We start from the raw sequence: 16761 nt of genomic DNA on the forward strand, positions 1-16761 counted from the left end.
AGTGACCGGCGCCTTTTCCGCGCCTGGTTTGGCACCAGGGATGACGGGGATGTGCGGCAACGGAAGCGAGAGCGGCTGAGTTTGGGTAGCCGCTGTGCAGCGTACGTTCCGCTGCCTTAGGACCAGAAGCGCGAAAAGTGGCTGTTCGCAGCCCACCCCGGCCGATCCAGGCTTGTCCCCCGTGGGCAAGCCTGGGGGGAGGTGTCTCAGCGCTGAAGCATGGCCTGCAATTCCATTTCCCAGCTTTCCTCGAAGCGCGCTCGCGAATACAGCGCCGCCGTGGCGGGGCCATTTGCGGCCAATGCCGCTGCGCTGTCCGGGTCCTTCAGACAGTCGAGTACATCCTGCGCCACGCCGGTCAGGTCGGGAGAGGACCGGACGAGACAATTGACACCGCGACGCATGTATTCCCGCCCGCCGAAGCCGTCGAAGCCAAGCACGGTCAGGCTCATCGCCATGGCTTCCAAAGGCACCAGCCCAAAGCCCTCGCACACGGATAAGGTGATCAAGTGGCGCCGCTCTGCGATTTTAGCGAACAAGGCTCGTTGCTTGTACTCTCCCGCCCATAGGATCGATCCATCCCAGTCAATCCCCGCGGCGGCCACCGGATCGATATTGCTGATCTCTTGCCGCAACCGCTTGAGCAAGGCCAGTTGCGTCTGCCCATCGCCTTTGAGGTAGAACCAGATCGAGTTGGCCGGCCTGCTCCACCACGGTTCCAGAGGCATATGGCCGGTCGTTATGAACGGGTTGATGATCGGGGCTTCGAGCCCGTAGACATTCGCGAGGAAATCGCGGGTGAAGCCACCTACGGCAATGTGCCGGTCGAACCACAAATCCAGCGTCCGGAACGAGTTGAAGCCTTGCACATACATCAGCTTGCGGCAGTGGTGGCTCAGCCCCACCAAGCCGTCCGAAAACGACGGATTGCAGATCAAAATATCCTGAGGCCGTAAGATTGTGGCCAGTTCGTCGCGCGTTACGCATTCAAAATGGTCAGGATAGTCGAATACGGAGTTGCCAGCGGTCTCATTTTCCCAAGTCACGGCATAGCATGACAGCCCAAGCCTTTGCTTGGCAACGCGGCCGATTTCATAGGCCATATGCGTCCCGCCGGCCGCGATGTACGCGCCCATTACGAAAACTCGAGGTTCATCACCTGGCCCGGGGCCAGCCGAACGGGGCACCTGGCTTGGCTCGTCGATGACAGAGCTTCCAGCAACGACGGTCTTCGACGGCAGGAGCGCCGGCCAGCGTTGCCGGAAGTCCGGATAGAACTCCTCTATCAGGGGCAGAATAGGCAGGAGACGTGCGGCAAGCCGTGGAAAATCCACCCCTTTGTACCGTTCCTGCGGATCGTAGGCAGAGTGTTCTGGGACAGGAACCGGTAAAGCGCACACCTGCGCAAGAGCCTTTTTCGGATCTGCGACAAGGTCCTCATACCGAATGATCCTGTCCATCCCGAGCGAAAGATAAGTTCGCATCTGGAACGCGAGCAATTCGACTTGGCGGTCCAGCGGATCGTCGATGCTATCCAGCCGCGCCTTGAGATTGTCTGGCGCAAAGCTCTCCAGCATTGGCATGCGGCCGCGCTGGACGGGCATGTCGACGGTTTGCCAGGCGGCCATCACGGCAAGGGGGTCGCGAATGATTGCGAAAAGAGGGACACGGGTCACGAGCAGATCGGCCAGGGCGGTGAATTCGGCCGGATGCTTCACCACCAAGGTGAAATCGTCGCTCAGTGGCTTGTTGAACGTAAGGGGACCGCGCTGTTCCAGAACGCGCCGGAGGCGCCCGCTGTCTTGCGGTGGCTCCACCCAGTTTTCCGGGATCTTCCCGTCAACGTGCTTTGTGATCAGCGCCCCCCGCGCCAGCGCCGTGGCGCGGTATTCGCGCATCAAGCCGATGATCTGTTCCACCGCGTGCTTCCGGTCCCATTCCCGCGATAGCCCGAAAGGCTCTGCAAGAGCGATGACGTTCGGCTGGTGATTCATCATGAATGTAGCCAGCGTCGTCCCGCTCCGTGGCATTCCCGTTATAAGAACATTAGTCATGATGGGTCCCTGGCCTCTACACTGCAGTCATAAAAATCCGGTTATGTTTCAACGGTCAAGATGATATGACTGATCTTATGGTCCGCAGTGTTTTTCAGTAAGGGCTTTGCAGGATGTCTTGGCGACAAAATGCGTCGGACGCGGTGTTGTCTGTGGAAGGGAGTTCTAGCTCCGAAAAAGCGGTGATTGCCTTTGCCGGAGTACAGGCGATGTTTGACGGGATCGAACCGCAAGAGTTCTCCAAGACATTGAACAGTGCTGCCGGCGGTGCCTGCCAGTGGCCGGTGGCGTTTGTGCGGGAACGGCCAGCGTTATGGTGCAACAGCTTGGACGAAACCATGCTCGCACCTTTCCTGACCGCACATCGCAATCGCACCATCGTTACGCTGGGTAACAGCATGGGCGGATTCGCTGCCATCCTGTTCGGCGGGCTGCTACCCGGTGTGCGCCGCTCCATTTCGTTTTGCCCGCAATTTTCGGTCCATCCTGCCCATTGTCCGTGGGAGAGCCGTTGGCGCGAGCAAACCCGGGAGATTGACCACTGGCGATTCGAGACATGTCTTCCCGGTCCAGCCCCAGACGCGGCGCTCCCGCTTGACCATGTGGTCTTTTGCGGCGCCGATGTTCCTGACGATGTGCGCCATGCCGAAATGATCCTGAACCACGCATCGGGCCGTGCCGCGGCCTTTGTCGTTCATGGTTGCGGCCACGATGTTGCGAGGACGTTGAAGCGGCAGGGCGTGCTCGTGCCGTTGCTGGGCCTTCTCATCGACAAGCTGGCCGCCCCGGTCGAAATTGCCACTTTTCTGCGTCAGCAGGGCATCCTGTTCGATCGGCTGTCGCTCGGACACCACCCGGGCGATGCGGCTGTGGCCGGAGAAAGTTAGGTGAGGACGAGCGATTGTCTCCGCGCCGCCATGGGGCCACCCGCCGCGCGTCTCTGAAAGTGATGCGCCGCTATCCAGCGGGCTTCAGGCCGCAATCCTGGCGCCTAAGATCAGGCGCAAAGTGCTCAGGGCTTGTGGGGATTTGGAGCGCCCGCTTGGTCGGGATGTCCCTCTCACTCAGGACGGATCGCTGTGTGGGACTGGCGGGCCGCCCCCGGCCGCCGAAGCGTCCTGTCGTCCCGAATCCGAAGACCTGAAGGCGCAATGGCCGCACCCGGCGATTGAACCTTGCTCGCGCAGGCTCTAAGAACGGCTCCAAAGGGCCCACCGGCCGCAAGGGAGCCGCCCGGAACATGGAAAAGTTCACTGTCCTCGAAGGCGTTGCCGCGCCGCTGAAGCTGGTCAATGTCGACACCGACATGATCATCCCCAAGCAGTATCTGAAGACCATCAAGCGCACCGGCCTCGGCAAGGGCCTGTTCTCCGAGATGCGCTATAACGAGGATGGCACCGAGAATCCCGACTTCATCCTCAACCAGAGCGCCTACCGCAACGCGAAGGTGCTGGTGGCCGGGGATAATTTCGGCTGCGGCTCGTCCCGTGAGCATGCCCCCTGGGCACTCCTGGACTTCGGCATCCGCTGCGTGATCTCCACCAGCTTCGCCGACATTTTCTACAACAACTGCTTCAAGAACGGCATCCTGCCCATCGTGGTGAGCCCCGAGGAGCTGGACAAGCTGTTCGACGACGCCGAGCGCGGCGCCAACGCCACCTTGACCGTGGACCTGGAAGCCCAGGAAATCCGTGGCCCCGACGGCGGCAAGATCGCGTTCGAGATCGATCCCTTCCGCAAGCGCTGCCTGCTGGAGGGCCTGGACGACATCGGCCTGACGCTGGAGAAGGAAACCAGCATCACCCGCTTTGAGGGCGCCCGCGGCCAGACCCAGCCCTGGCTGTGAGGGGGCGGCCGCGCCCGGCGCGGCCGGTTCCGTCACGCTCCCGCTGCGGGAACCGGAAAAAAGTTCAGGAAAATGACGTAACGTGAGATGGGCGCCACTTCGGCGCCCATTTTTTTTGTCATGTCCGGGGAGGAAAATCTCCCGTCCGTGCAAGCCTTTCGCCTAGAATGTCGCGAGGCTGCAACGGATTGGGGCGATCCTGCCGCCATAACATCAATTCCCAACTTCCGGAGTAGCCCGTGCCGCATCATTCGCCGCTCGTCGCCACCATCGTGGGCGCCATTGTCCTGGCGTTCCTCCTCGGTGCCTTGGCACAGCGGCTGAAACTATCGCCGCTGGTGGGCTATCTCATCGCCGGCGTGCTGTGCGGCCCGTTCACGCCCGGATTCACGGCGGACCCCGAGCTGGCGCTGGAGCTGGCGGAGATCGGCGTCATCCTGCTCATGTTCGGCGTCGGCCTGCACTTCTCACTGGCCGACCTGCTGTCGGTGAAGGCCATCGCCATTCCCGGCGCCATCGTGCAGATCGCGGTGGCGACCGTGCTGGGCATCGGGCTGGCCCACTTCCTGGGCTGGAGCTTTGGCGGCGGCCTCGTCTTTGGCCTCGCCCTGTCGGTGGCGAGCACCGTGGTGCTGCTGCGGGCCTTGCAGGAGCGGCGCATCCTGGAAAGCGAGCAGGGGCGCGTGGCGGTGGGCTGGCTGATCGTCGAGGACCTGGCCATGGTCCTCGCCCTCGTGTTGCTGCCGGCCCTCTCCGAGGCCCTGGGCGGGCGTCCGGCCACCGCCACCGCCACGGCGGCGCTGGTGGGCCCCAATGCCGGCATTGCGGTCACCCTGGCCATCACGCTCGGCAAGGTGGTGGCCTTCATCGCCCTGATGCTCATTGTCGGCCGGCGGGTCATTCCCTGGGTGCTGCATTGGGTGGCCCATCGCGGCTCGCGCGAACTGTTCCGCCTGGCTGTGCTCGCCATCGCGCTGGGCGTCGCTTATGGCTCGGCGCTTCTGTTCGACGTGTCCTTCGCGCTCGGCGCCTTCTTTGCCGGCATGGTCCTGTCGGAATCCCCGCTCTCCCAGCGGGCGGCGGAAGAGACCCTGCCGCTGCGCGATGCCTTCGCGGTCATGTTCTTCGTGTCCGTCGGCATGCTGGTGGACCCGTCCATCATCTTCAAGCACCCGCTGGAGCTGATCGCCACCCTGCTCATCGTGGTGGTGGGCAAGTCGCTGGCCTCCTTCGCGCTGGTGCGCATGTTCGGCTATGGCAATGCCACCGCGCTGACCATTTCCGCCAGCCTGGCGCAGGTGGGTGAATTCTCCTTCATCCTGGCGGCGCTGGGCGTGAGCCTTGGACTGCTGCCGGAGGAAGGCCGGGACTTGATTTTGGCGGCGGCGATTTTCTCCATCGTCCTCAACCCCTTCTTCTTCCTGGCCATCGACAAGCTGCGGCCCTATCTGGTGAAGGCGGCCCCCACGCCCGAGGCGGCCAAGGTTCCGGCCTTGCCGCAGACCGAGAAGACCGAGCACACCATCCTGGTGGGCTATGGCCGCGTCGGCCGCCTGGTGGCGGCGGGGCTGGAAACCGCCGGCACCCCCTTCGTGGTCATCGAAGACCAGGAGGATGCCGTGGAGCGCCTCCACAAGGCCGGCATAGAGGTGGTGAACGCCAATGCCGCCGCCCTGGAGGCCCTGGTCGCCGCCAACATTGCCCATGCCAAGCGCCTGATCCTGGCCATTCCGGACGGCTTTGCCGCCGCCGGCGTGCTCAAGAAGGCCCGCACCCTCAATCCCAAGCTCGACATCATCGCCCGCGCCCATTCGGATGCGGAGATCGACCGGCTGAAACAGGGCGGGGCGAATTTCATCATCATGGGCGAGCGGGAAGTGGCGCGCGGCATGCTCGGCCACGTCTTCGGCCTCGACAAGAAGGCCACCGCTGACGCCCCGACGACTGGCCCGGAGGGAGAGACCGAGAATGCGGCCGCCCGCGCCATTGATGCGGTGGAAGTTCCCTTCGCAGGCGATTCCAGCTCCGACCTGCTGGCGCCGGGCACCGCCTTGCCGGATCTGGGCGATGTTCTCACCTCCACGTCGGAAAACGCCATCACCCGCGAGGGTGTCCCGGACAATGAAGTGAAAGTCGTTCTGGCAGAAGACCTTCCGCAGGATGCGCCAGCGCCCGCCGCAGCTTCCGCCCCGGAGGCGGAGCCCTCCAAGCCCGCCGCCTGAGGCCAAGGAAAGCGGGGCAGGCGCCTACACCGTTGACGTGCGGGCCGCCTCCCCCTATAAGCCCGACCCGAACTCGGGCGGCTCCGGCTCCCGGGAGCCAAACCTTATTTTCGAGTTGGACTCGAATGAGGGGCAAGCGACACGGTCGCAGGCCAAGGCTTCTGGAACGCAGTTGGTGTCGCCAAAACCCCGGAGACAAGTACCGTGAAGCGCACCTATCAACCGAGCAAGCTCGTGCGCAAGCGTCGGCACGGCTTTCGTGCGCGCATGGCGACCCGCAACGGCCGTAAGATCATCGCCTCTCGCCGGGCCCAGGGCCGCCAGCGCCTGTCGGCGTGAGGCATGCCCCCGGCGGAGTTGCGTCCCGTGGATCGCCTCCGCCAAAGGCGTGACTTCCTGGCGGCAGCCAAGGCCGACAAGGCCGGCGTCGCCTCGTTCCTGCTTCAGGGGCGAAACCGTCGCGGTGAGGACACTGTGCGCCTCGGCCTGACGGTCACCAAGAAAATCGGCAATGCCGTGGTGCGCAATCGCATCCGGCGGCGGCTCCGGGCGGCGGCAGGGGAAATCCTGCCGGCCCATGGCCGGGCCGGCTACGATTACGTCCTGGTCGCGCGCCCGCATGCCCTGCATGCGCCCTTCTCGGATCTCACCCGCGATCTCGAGCGCGCCATTGCCCGCCTGCACGGCGCGCCCTCTAAAAAACCCAAAGACACGTCCGCCCCCGCCAACGGAGGCCGTCCGGCATGACCGACAATCGCAACATGTTCATCGCCATCGGCTTGTCGCTGGCGATCCTCCTCGGCTGGCAGTATTTCTTCGGCATTCCGCAGGCGGAGAAGCAGCGCCAGCTGGCCGAGCAGCAGCGCCAGACGCAGCAGGCCCAGCCGGCCCAGCCGCAGGCGGGCAGCACCACCCCGGCGCCTGGCGCGGAGAGCGGCGCCAGCGTGCCCGGCGGCACCGCCGCGCAGGGCCCGGCCAAGGCGCTCACCCGCGAGCAGGCGCTGGCCGCCTCGCCCCGCGTCGCCATCGACACCCCCCGGGTGCGCGGCTCCATCAATCTGCGCGGCGGCCGCGCGGACGACCTCTCGCTGAACGACTATCGCGAGACGGTGGACCCCAACAGCCCCAACATCGTGCTGCTGGAGCCCTCGGGCGCGCCCAATCCTTTCTATGCGGAATTCGGCTGGACCAGCGCGCCCGGCTCCAACCTGAAGCTGCCCGGGCCGGACACGGTCTGGACCGCCGGTAGCCAGAAGCTGACGCCCGCCGCCCCGCTGGTGCTGACCTTCGACAATGGCGAAGGGCTGCTGTTCAAGCGCACCTTCACCATCGACGACCAGTATATGTTCACGGTGAAGGACGAGGTGGAGAACAAGGGCGCCGCCCCTGTGACCCTCTACCCCTACGCCCTGGTCTCCCGCCACGGTCTGCCGCACACCGCCGGCTTCTACATCCTGCATGAAGGCCTCATCGGCGTGATGGGCGATTCCGGCCTGCAGGAAGTGACCTACGCGAAGATGGAGGACAACCAGCCCCGCACCTTCAAGGCGACGGGCGGCTGGATGGGCATCACCGACAAATATTGGGCCGCGACCGTGATCCCCGATCAGGCGGCGGCGGTGGATGCGCGCTTCTCCTCCTCCACCCAGGCGGGCGTGCGCACCTTCCAGGCGGACTATCTGGCCGCCGGCAAGACGGTCGCCCCCGGCGCCAGCGAGGCCTCCCAGGCGCGCCTGTTCGCCGGCGCCAAGGTGGTGTCCGTGGTGGATGGCTATCAGCGCCAGTACCAGATCGACCGCTTCGACCTGCTCATCGACTGGGGCTGGTTCTATTTCATCACCAAGCCGCTGTTCATCGTCATCGACTGGATCTATCGCGTTGTCGGCAATTTCGGCATCGCCATCCTGATCGTGACCGTGGCGCTCAAGGCCCTGTTCTTCCCGCTGGCCAACAAGTCCTACGCCTCCATGGCGAAGATGAAGGCCCTGCAGCCGGAGCAGCAGGCCATCCGCGAGCGCTACAAGGACGACCGCACCAAGCAGCAGCAGGCGGTGATGGAGCTGTACAAGAAGGAGAAGGTGAACCCCATCGCGGGCTGCCTTCCCATCCTGGTGCAGATCCCGGTCTTCTTCGCCCTCTACAAGGTGCTGTTCGTGACCATCGAGATGCGGCATGCGCCCTTCTTCGGCTGGATCCACGACCTGTCCGCGCCCGATCCGACCACCATCTTCAACCTGTTCGGCCTCATTCCCTGGGACCCGTCCTCGGTGCCCGTCATCGGCACCTACCTGATGCTCGGCGCCTGGCCGCTCATCATGGGCGTGACCATGTGGGTGCAGATGAAGCTGAACCCGGCCCCGCCGGACCCGACCCAGCAGATGATCTTCAATTATATGCCGATCATCTTCACCTTCATGCTGGCCCATTTCGCCGCCGGCTTGGTGATCTACTGGGCCTGGAACAACACGCTCTCGGTGATCCAGCAGTCGGTCATCATGAAGCGCCACGGCGTGAAGATCGAATTGTTCGACAATCTGAAGTCGACGTTCAAGAAGAAGCCAAAGGCCAATACCAAGGCCTGAGGAGCCCCCAGCGGGGCGAGATCCATCGGGACGGCGCCTTCGGGCGCCGTTCTGCGTTTTTGAGCGGCGGTGTTGCGGAGCGGGGCGGGACCTTGCGCCGCGCGCGCCTTGAGACCATAAGCGGGCCATGAGCACGAACGCTGGCGAGACCGCCGAAGACAATCCCTTCATCGAGCCCGGCCGGCTTCTGTTCGCGGCGGAATGGAACTTCATCACGGCCGCGCCCACGGTGGAGGCGCTGCCCCCCATGACGGGGCTGGAGATCGCGCTCGCCGGCCGTTCCAATGTGGGCAAGTCGAGCCTCGTCAACGCGCTCACCGGCCGCAAGACGCTGGCGCGCACCTCAGTGACGCCGGGCCGCACGCAGGAGCTCATCTTCTTCCGCGTCGACCCGCGGCTGACCCTGGTGGATATGCCCGGCTACGGCTTTGCCAAGGCGCCCAAGGAGAAGGTAGACGCCTGGACCAACACCATCCGCGCCTATCTGCGCGGGCGGGTCAATCTGGCCCGGGTGTTCGTGCTCATCGATTCCCGCCACGGCATCAAGCCGGTGGACGAGGAGATCCTCGACCTCCTGGACAAGGCGGCCGTGTCCTACGCCATCGTCATGACCAAGGCCGACCAGGTGAAGCCCACCGAGATGAAGGTGCGGCTCGCGGAAACGCAGGAGCGCATCCGCAAGCGTCCGGCGGCCTATCCGGTGATCTTCCCCACCTCCAGCGAGACCGGTGCCGGCCTTGCCGAATTGCGCGCGGCGGTGGCGCAGCTGATGGCCGAGCGCGGCGTCGCCTGACGGCACGCCGGCGGGCGCGGCTTCCGGGGGGCGAGTAAGCCTCATTTCCCTTCGCCGGCGAGGTCCTGGCGCGCGGGCCCGCGGCTGGCAGCTCAAGGAGGGGACGGGCGCATGTCGGGCGCATGCCCGCCTCGGTCCCGCCGGCCGCTCGGCGTGCGCTCGGCGCGCAGCATCTGTGCGCCCGTGGAGGCGAGGGCGGGCGTTCGGGGCTGCGCTCGAGCGATGTCGCCCAGCATGCAGCAAAGATCTGGAAGGGGGCCGGGGAGGGGGAAACGTCCCGCCGTGCCTCTGTCTGCCGCATGTCCCCAGCCGGCCAAGGCGCGGCGCACGGGACGGGCATGTCCAAAGCGGGCATGGACAAAGGAAGCGGCTGGCCGAGAGCCGAGAGCCGCCTTGTCCGAAGCGGTGCGCGCGTTGCGATCAGCCCCGGGGGCGGGATGGGGAGCGGGCCCGGGCGAGGCCGGCCCGTTCGGGTCGACCCGCCATACCCTGGCAAGGGGGCCGGGCGGAACGGGCCCGCACGGCCGACCACCCTGCCTCAGCGCTTCTTGCGCTCGTCCTGGATGAGGGCTTCCGTCGCCGCGATGGCCCCCTCCAGCTCGGAAATCTTCCGCAGGGCGCCGTCGGAGGGAACAGTGGTGGCCTGCGCTGCGGCGAGCAGGAGGTCACGCTGGGCGTTCTTCAGTCGTTCGAGGAGACCCTTGAGGTCCGCCTCCGTTTGTTGAGCCATTATGGGTTTTGCTCCGTGCTGAAAGACAAGGCGGCGCCGCCCTGACAACGCCGGACTGTCGACTGAGAGGGCGCGGCAGGTTCCAACAAGGTCAAAGCCTCTGGGGAACCCTGCGCCCTCGCCACCAAGAAAACGTTAAAGCCATGGGCCGGCAGGGATCACCGATCCGCCTGCGCATGGCTTCATGCGCCGATCCCTCGGCCGGACCGGCCGAATGGGGCGCACCGACACGGGAACGCCGGAAAAGAGCCGATCTCAAGGCTCCGTCCGGTCCCGCCATGCAAAGCCCCACCGCTTCAAGCGGGAGACCGCACATTCATCACGGTCAAGGCCGCGTCAGGTGCCGCAAGGCAAGCCCGACATTGGCCCCTGCACACGCCAGGCCGCCCGATCCAGACAAGACAATCCAGCCGGAGCCGCCCTTCCAAGACCCTTATGTCCAAGACCCTTATGTCCAAGACCCTCATGTCCAAGACTTGCGCGTCCAAGACTTCCGCGTCCAGAACTTGCGCGTCCAATCCGCCATGGTCCGCGTCTGACACGAGCGCCTCGCGGCCGCCTTCGGCGAAAGCCCGCGTGCACTGGCGACCCTGACGCATCAAGGGGCGGGGGAACAACAGGCAGGCATCAGAGGCAAAGACCAGAGGGCCGGAGCCTGAGGTAAGCGCCAGACGGCCGTGACCAGATGATCCCTATGACCAGATGATCCCTGTGACCAGATGGCACGACGGGCGGAAGAGGGTCTCTTCCGCCCGTCGGCTGTCATCTCTTCAAGTCGAGATCAGTCGGCGACTTCGATGCCGCGCGCCTCGGGACCCTTGGGACCCTGGCCGACCTGCACCACGACGCGCTGGCCTTCGCTGAGGTCGGACAGGCCGGAACGGGACACCACGGTCACGTGGACGAACACGTCCTTGCCGCCGCCTTCCACCGCGATGAAGCCAAAGCCCTTATCGGGATTGTACCACTTCACGGTGCCGACGCGCTCCTCGGTGGGGCCGCTGGCCGCACGGGGACCACCGCCAGCGCCGCCGCCGAAGCCACCCGAACGGGGAGCGCCGCCGCCGAAGCCGCCGGGAGCCCGGCGCGGGGGAGCCGCTTCCGCCGTGGAGGTGTCCACGTCGAGAACTTCGGTGACCTGACGGCCCTTCTGGCCCTGGCCCACGCGCACGGAGAGCTTGGAGCCGGGAGGAACGCTTTCCTGGCCGGCAGCCTCAAGGGCGCGGGCATGCAGGAACACGTCGCCGGAGCCGTCGGACAGTTCGACGAATCCGAAACCCTTCTCAGGGTTGAACCACTTCACAGTCGCGTCGATCGGCGGGCCGGACGGCGCGGGCGAGCTGAAGCTGCTGCTCGGCGAGGAAAACGCGCGCTCTCCTCCAAAACCACGGTCACGCGGCGGTGCAAAGTCGTCATCAAATCCGCGACGGCGCGGCTCTCGGAAGTCTCGGTTACGGCTCATGTGTATTTCCGTTGAGGTCAGGTCGCCAATCTTGGCCAGGGCCATCCACTTGCTGAACTTGTTTGCGTTTTTGATACTCACATCCTCAGACGACCCAACAGAAGTCCTGACGACACGCTCAAGTCAGCCACCCGCGTCTTGCCTTTCAGCCTACTGGACACACCAACCTGCCACGCGAGCCAAACGGAATACGCGTAGCAGATCGGCATTTATGACAGTAACACACATCTGTGACGTTTTGGTACATGAATTGTTGGTTCTTCTGGAGCAAGCTTCGCCGAGGGGAAAAAGGGCGCGGAGGCCGGGCGGCCCAGGGCACCCGCACACCGTCGAAGCTCAGGGGGCAATCATGGCAGATCTGGCCGGCCTCGCAACAGGGCAGAGCCGCGCGCCGCGGCGCGACGGGCTGCTGCCGAAGATCGTCACCACCTTCCGCCAAGGCTATGGATTCAAGGACTTGCGGGCCGATGCGGTGTCCGGCCTCACGGTCGCCATCGTCGCCCTGCCGTTGGCCATGGCGCTCGCCATCGCCTCCGGCACCGGCCCGGAGAAGGGCCTCGTCACCGTGGTGGTGGCTGGCTTCCTGATTTCGGCGCTGGGCGGCAGCCGCTACCAGATTGGCGGGCCCACCGGCGCTTTCGTGGTGGTTGTCGCCCATGTGATCGCCCAGCACGGCTATGACGGCCTGCTGCTGGCTACCCTCATGGCCGGCCTCATGCTGCTGGTGGCAGGCGTCCTGAAGGTGGGCACCTTCATGCGCTACATCCCCGAGCCGGTGGTCACGGGCTTTACCGCCGGCATCGCCGTCATCATCTTTTCCAGCCAGGTGAAGGATTTCTTCGGCCTGTCCATCGCCCATCTGCCGGCCGAGTTCCTCGGTCAGTGGCAGGCGCTCATCGGCGGAGTGTCCACCCTTTCCCCCGTCACCACGGCCGTGTCGGTCGCGGCGCTGGCGCTCATCCTGGTGCTGCGGAAAGTCGCGCCCAAGGCGCCCGGCTTTCTCATCGCGGTGCTGCTGGGGGCGGTGGTGGTGACGGTGTTCCACTTGCCCGTGGCCACCATCGGCTCGCGCTTCGGGGCGCTGTCCGGCAGCTTGCCGGCGCCGGCCTTTCCCACCGTGACGCTGGCGCGCCTCTCCGATCTGCTGCCGAGTGCCATCACCATCGCCTTCCTGGCGGGGGTGGAGAGCCTGCTCTCCGCCGTGGTGGCCGATGGCATGACCGGCGGGCGGCATCGGCCCAATGCGGAACTGGTGGCCCAGGGCGTCGCCAACACCGCCTCGGCCCTGTTCGGCGGCCTGCCCGCCACCGGCGCCATTGCCCGCACCGCCACCAATATCCGCGCCGGCGCCCGCTCGCCCATGTCGGGGGTGCTGCATGCGGCCTTCGTGCTGGCGGTGATGCTCGTGCTGGCGCCGTTTGCGGTCTATATCCCGCTGGCGAGCCTTGCCGCCATTCTCATGGTGGTGGCCTGGAATATGAGCGAGATGGACAAGATGCGCCATCTCATGAGCGCGCCCATGGGCGACCGCATCCTGCTGCTCTCCACCTTCTTCCTCACCGTGGTGGTGGATTTGACGGTCGCCATCGGCGTGGGCGTGGTTCTGGCGGCGGTCATCTTCATGCACCGCATGGCGGAGGCGTCTTCCGTCGCCCATCTGCCCGACACGGACGAGAACGATGCCCGCGCCCTGCTGCCGCCGGGGGTGGAAGCGTTCGACGTGTCCGGCCCGCTCTTCTTCGGTGCCGCCGCGCGGCTGTCCGAAGTCCTCGACCAGATCGGCCAGCCGCCACGTGTCTTCATCCTGCGCATGGAGGACGTGCCGCTCATCGATGCCACCGGCGCCGGCGCCATCGGCGATTTCGTGCGCCGCTGCCGCAATGCCGGCACGCGGGTGATCCTGTGCGGCCTCAGGCCCCAGACCGCCCGTGTCCTCAGCCAGATGGGGCTGAAGCCGGAGCCCCCCGCTATTGTGTGGGTGGACAGCTTCGAGGCGGCGTTGCACCTGTCCGCCGCCGACCCGGCCACGCCGTCCATCGCCTGAGGGAGACTTATGGCGCACGCGCCCCATCACGCCGCCCCTGCCGCCCCCGCCCATGACGGCACGCCGATCCCGGCGCCCACCTCGCGGGAGATGCTGGAGCTTCTGACGCATCGCCGCTCGCTGCCTCTGCGCGCCCTGGTCGCGCCCGGCCCGAGCGCCGAGGAACTGGACGCCATGCTCGTCATCGCCGCCCGCGTGCCGGACCATGGCCGCCTCGTGCCCTGGCGCTTCATCGTGCTGGAGGGGGAGGCCCGCGCCGAGGCGGGGCGGCGGTTCGATGCGCTCTATAAGGCGCAAAATCCCGATCTGCCCGATGCCAAGGCGCAGATGTGGCAGGACTATATGATGCGCGCACCGGTGACGGTGGTGGCCGTGAGCCGGCCCGACCCCGCCGCCAAGGTGCCGGAATTCAACCAGGTGCTCTCAGCGGGCGCGGCCTGCATGAACCTGATCGCGGCGGCGACCGCCATGGGCTATGCCGCCCATTGGCTGCTGAAATGGCCGGGGCGAGACCCGCAGGCGGCGGCGCTGCTGGGCGTCACGGCGCAGGAGAAGGTGGCGGGCTTCCTGCATCTGGGAAGGCCGGCGGAAAGGGTCGCCGACCGTCAACGGCCGGACATGGCCGCCATCGTCACGCGTTGGCGCCCCTAGAGCCGGATTCGAGCTCATGGAATCACATGGCTATCCCATGCCCTCGGTCTATCCCTCTCTATTCAAGGAGGTGGAGGGCTGTTCACCGTCCAGTCGGATCGCACTCTAAGAGCCTGTTTGGACATTCGGGTTTTGGGAATTCCGCTGTGCGGGTGGCTGTGATTGAAGCTCTGGATGTGGACGGCAGAGCGCATCAGGCTACAGGGCGCAAGAACGTGTCTGCTCTGGCAATCCACAAGCCTCGCGACAGGACCGCCGACTAATATCGCCCCGACGTGAAACGTCCATTTCAGCTCTGGTCTGCCGCTGCGGGGTGCCTATCGATGAAAAAGCTGCTCTTCGTCATTCCCCCCTATTTCAACGCGGCAGACTATCTCGACAAGACGCGTGCAGCTGTTCTTCCTGCTTTCACCATTCCCTATGGCATCCTGTCCATGGAAGCCTATCTGACCAAGCATTGCGAACGCCTTGGCGGCCTGCAACTGCTTGACCTCAATCTGACGCTGAAGCGGCTCGTGGAAGAGCGGTCCGTGGACTCCTATGAAGCGGTCTTTCGCGCGGAAGTGACGGCCGTTCTCAACGCGTTCAAGCCGGATATCGTAGGTGTTTCCGCGCTGTTCAACTCCTCTTTCGACTACATCCAGAGCCTGGTGAAGGCGGTGAAGGATTTCGATCCTAACACATTGACCATTGCCGGCGGCGGGTTGCCGTCGGCTGCCTATAAGCTGATGCTGGAGCAGTGCCCTGATCTCGATGCGATCTGCAAAGGCGAGGGCGAACTGCCGCTGAAGGAACTGATCGATTCCCCCGATCCCGACGCGGTGATCGCCAATCACAAGTCCTGGGTCAGCCGCTCGGCTGCGGCGGCCGGCAAGATACCGGAGCATACGTTCATCGCCAATCTCGATGACATTCCGCAGATGAACTACGCGATGCTCAATCTCGATCATTATAACAATCGCGGAATCGACAAGCGTTACACCGATCTGCCCAAGCGCGAGATGGCCATTCATACGTCGCGCGGATGCCCGTTCCTGTGCGTGTTCTGCTCCAATCCGGCGTTGCATGGCCGCGACGTGCGTTTCATGTCCATCGAGCGGATTATTCAAGACGTTACGCGCATGCGTGACGAGTTCGGCATGACCGTGTTGATGGTGGAAGACGATCACTTCTTCCACGACCGTGACCGCGCCAAGCGGTTGTTGCGGGAACTGGCGAGCCTGGGCATCCGCCTGGAATTTCCCAACGGCGTGGCGGTCTATGCCATCGACGAGGAAGTGGCGGAATTGTTCGCCCGTGCTGGCGTGTCCGCCGTGGCGCTGGCAGTGGAATCGGGCTCTGACCATGTGCTCAATAACATCATCAAGAAACCTCTGAAAAAGAAGCTTATCCGGCCTGCGGTCGAGGCGTTGCGCAAATTCAACGTGCGCTCGCATGTCTTCATTGTTGTCGGCCTCCCCGGCGAGCAGGATGAGCATCGCCAGGAGACGCTAGAGATGTTGATCGAGAATGGGTTTGATTGGGTTCACGTCTTTCTGGCGATCCCCATTTTCGGAAGTCGCTTGTATGACATTTGCGTCGAAAACGGCTACATCGAAAATACCAACAATGCCAACTTCGTCGCCACCAAGTCGGTCATCCGCTCGCCGGGCGTCGATCCGGAAAAATTGGAGAAGTATGCGTACGAGACACAGTTGCGTGTTAATTTCGTTGAAAATTACAACATGAAAATCGGCCGCTACGACGTGGCTTTACATTATCTGAAGAATGTCGTTGTCAAGTATCCAGATCACGCATTTGGTCATCTTTACATGTCTTTGTGTTACAAGGGGCTGGAAGAGGCATCTCTAGCTGCGCATCACGCAGCCGAGGCTCTCGAGGTGTTCGCACGGGATGCCTGGTGGCGCGAGCTGGCTCATCGGTATGATGTCGACTATCTCAGCATGTTGAACGGGTGTGGCATTCTTGGCCAGAGTCCCGCTTCCCTTGGCGCGGCCGCGTGCTGACATACTGAGTTGAGAGACCATACGTTTCTTGAGAGCCGGATCCCTTCACGGTGAATCGCCTGGCCGCTCGGCCCTTTCGGGACGGGCTCTTAAGAAACCGGCGCGCGCAAGGTCAGTTGGCGAGCTTGGCCTCGGCAATGGCGGCCATGCGGGCATAGCGATAGGCGCCATAGGCAGCCACCAGCGAGAACAGGCCCATCAGCACATATTCGCCGATGTCGCCCAGATTGAGCAGGCCGGCCACCGCCCAGCCGGCGGCGAGCGCCGTGGCGAGGGCCTCAAGGGCCACGAACAGCGTCGCGCTCGCCACCGTCATCTTGTTGGCGCGGCCTGTGCGTGCGTTCCCTGCCATGTCCCGTCCTCTCCTGTCG

The 16761-nt window shown here is 64.6% G+C and carries 14 protein-coding genes; 10 read left to right on the forward strand and 4 right to left on the reverse strand.

Translation table 11 applies throughout. The annotated features are described in order from the left end of the window. Window positions 1–206: 206 nt before the first annotated feature. Window positions 207–2054: a sulfotransferase gene (locus tag ACT54L_RS13515; RefSeq protein WP_476086102.1), complete on the reverse strand. Its 1848-nt coding sequence runs from the start codon at window positions 2052–2054 to the stop codon at window positions 207–209. Between the two features lie 209 nt (window positions 2055–2263). On the opposite strand from ACT54L_RS13515, the gene ACT54L_RS13520 reads away from it, so the two are divergent. From ACT54L_RS13520 to yihA, 7 genes are all read left to right on the forward strand, one after another. Then, a complete protein-coding gene (locus ACT54L_RS13520) occupies window positions 2264–2941 on the forward strand; it encodes a hypothetical protein (RefSeq protein ID WP_476086103.1) in 678 nt (225 codons plus the stop codon). A 353-nt stretch (window positions 2942–3294) separates the two neighbouring features. Continuing rightward, window positions 3295–3900, forward strand: coding sequence for a 3-isopropylmalate dehydratase small subunit (leuD, locus tag ACT54L_RS13525; protein ID WP_476086104.1), 606 nt, complete (start codon window positions 3295–3297; stop codon window positions 3898–3900). A 239-nt stretch (window positions 3901–4139) separates the two neighbouring features. Beyond that, window positions 4140–6122, forward strand: coding sequence for a YbaL family putative K(+) efflux transporter (gene ybaL, locus ACT54L_RS13530; RefSeq protein WP_476086105.1), 1983 nt, complete (start codon window positions 4140–4142; stop codon window positions 6120–6122). Between the two features lie 204 nt (window positions 6123–6326). Beyond that, window positions 6327–6461 carry a 50S ribosomal protein L34 gene (rpmH, locus tag ACT54L_RS13535; protein WP_274775623.1) on the forward strand — a complete coding sequence of 45 codons (135 nt, stop codon included), beginning with the start codon at window positions 6327–6329 and terminating at the stop codon, window positions 6459–6461. A gap of 27 nt (window positions 6462–6488) precedes the next feature. Continuing rightward, a complete protein-coding gene (gene rnpA, locus ACT54L_RS13540; protein WP_476086106.1) occupies window positions 6489–6869 on the forward strand; it encodes a ribonuclease P protein component in 381 nt (126 codons plus the stop codon). Continuing rightward, window positions 6866–8704, forward strand: a complete 1839-nt coding sequence (gene yidC, locus ACT54L_RS13545; protein WP_476086107.1) for a membrane protein insertase YidC — start codon at window positions 6866–6868, stop codon at window positions 8702–8704. The genes rnpA and yidC overlap by 4 nt, the downstream gene beginning before the upstream one ends. A 127-nt stretch (window positions 8705–8831) precedes the next feature. Further along, window positions 8832–9497 (forward strand): ribosome biogenesis GTP-binding protein YihA/YsxC, encoded by a 666-nt coding sequence (gene yihA, locus ACT54L_RS13550; RefSeq protein ID WP_476086108.1) that lies wholly within the window; start codon window positions 8832–8834, stop codon window positions 9495–9497. Between the two features lie 538 nt (window positions 9498–10035). On the opposite strand, the gene ACT54L_RS13555 is transcribed toward yihA, so the two are convergent. Then, on the reverse strand, window positions 10036–10227 hold the full coding sequence (locus tag ACT54L_RS13555) for a hypothetical protein (RefSeq protein WP_476086110.1): 192 nt from the start codon (window positions 10225–10227) through the stop codon (window positions 10036–10038). Window positions 10228–11008: 781 nt separating this feature from the next. After that, window positions 11009–11530 carry a cold-shock protein gene (locus tag ACT54L_RS13560; protein ID WP_476086111.1) on the reverse strand — a complete coding sequence of 174 codons (522 nt, stop codon included), beginning with the start codon at window positions 11528–11530 and terminating at the stop codon, window positions 11009–11011. A gap of 508 nt (window positions 11531–12038) precedes the next feature. On the opposite strand from ACT54L_RS13560, the gene ACT54L_RS13565 reads away from it, so the two are divergent. The 3 genes from ACT54L_RS13565 to ACT54L_RS13575 all read left to right on the forward strand — a co-directional run bounded on the left by ACT54L_RS13565 (window position 12039) and on the right by ACT54L_RS13575 (window position 16390). Then, window positions 12039–13733 (forward strand): SulP family inorganic anion transporter, encoded by a 1695-nt coding sequence (locus tag ACT54L_RS13565; protein WP_476086112.1) that lies wholly within the window; start codon window positions 12039–12041, stop codon window positions 13731–13733. 9 nt (window positions 13734–13742) lie between these two features. Beyond that, a complete protein-coding gene (locus tag ACT54L_RS13570) occupies window positions 13743–14384 on the forward strand; it encodes a nitroreductase family protein (protein WP_476086113.1) in 642 nt (213 codons plus the stop codon). Between the two features lie 323 nt (window positions 14385–14707). Next, the gene (locus ACT54L_RS13575; RefSeq protein WP_476086114.1) at window positions 14708–16390 is read left to right on the forward strand and encodes a B12-binding domain-containing radical SAM protein; all 1683 of its coding nucleotides are present in this window, start codon (window positions 14708–14710) and stop codon (window positions 16388–16390) included. A gap of 112 nt (window positions 16391–16502) precedes the next feature. Here the strand turns inward: ACT54L_RS13575 and ACT54L_RS13580 are convergent, their stop codons facing one another. Beyond that, entirely contained in the window at window positions 16503–16742 is a 240-nt protein-coding gene (locus tag ACT54L_RS13580) for a hypothetical protein (protein WP_476086115.1), read from the reverse strand. Window positions 16743–16761: the final 19 nt, after the last annotated feature.

The sequence above is a fragment of the Aquabacter sp. DMC10 genome (assembly GCF_056314145.1).

What these genes read in the sequence shown, in the direction of transcription:
- yihA (WP_476086108.1), top strand. Translation starts at nt 8,832, where the DNA reads ATGAGCACGAACGCTGGCGAGACCGCCGAAGACAATCCCTTCATCGAG.
- ACT54L_RS13565 (WP_476086112.1), top strand. Translation starts at nt 12,039, where the DNA reads ATGGCAGATCTGGCCGGCCTCGCAACAGGGCAGAGCCGCGCGCCGCGG.
- leuD (WP_476086104.1), top strand. Translation starts at nt 3,295, where the DNA reads ATGGAAAAGTTCACTGTCCTCGAAGGCGTTGCCGCGCCGCTGAAGCTG.
- ACT54L_RS13575 (WP_476086114.1), top strand. Translation starts at nt 14,708, where the DNA reads ATGAAAAAGCTGCTCTTCGTCATTCCCCCCTATTTCAACGCGGCAGAC.
- yidC (WP_476086107.1), top strand. Translation starts at nt 6,866, where the DNA reads ATGACCGACAATCGCAACATGTTCATCGCCATCGGCTTGTCGCTGGCG.
- ACT54L_RS13520 (WP_476086103.1), top strand. Translation starts at nt 2,264, where the DNA reads ATGTTTGACGGGATCGAACCGCAAGAGTTCTCCAAGACATTGAACAGT.
- ACT54L_RS13515 (WP_476086102.1), bottom strand. Translation starts at nt 2,054, where the DNA reads ATGACTAATGTTCTTATAACGGGAATGCCACGGAGCGGGACGACGCTG.
- ACT54L_RS13570 (WP_476086113.1), top strand. Translation starts at nt 13,743, where the DNA reads ATGGCGCACGCGCCCCATCACGCCGCCCCTGCCGCCCCCGCCCATGAC.
- ACT54L_RS13555 (WP_476086110.1), bottom strand. Translation starts at nt 10,227, where the DNA reads ATGGCTCAACAAACGGAGGCGGACCTCAAGGGTCTCCTCGAACGACTG.
- ACT54L_RS13580 (WP_476086115.1), bottom strand. Translation starts at nt 16,742, where the DNA reads ATGGCAGGGAACGCACGCACAGGCCGCGCCAACAAGATGACGGTGGCG.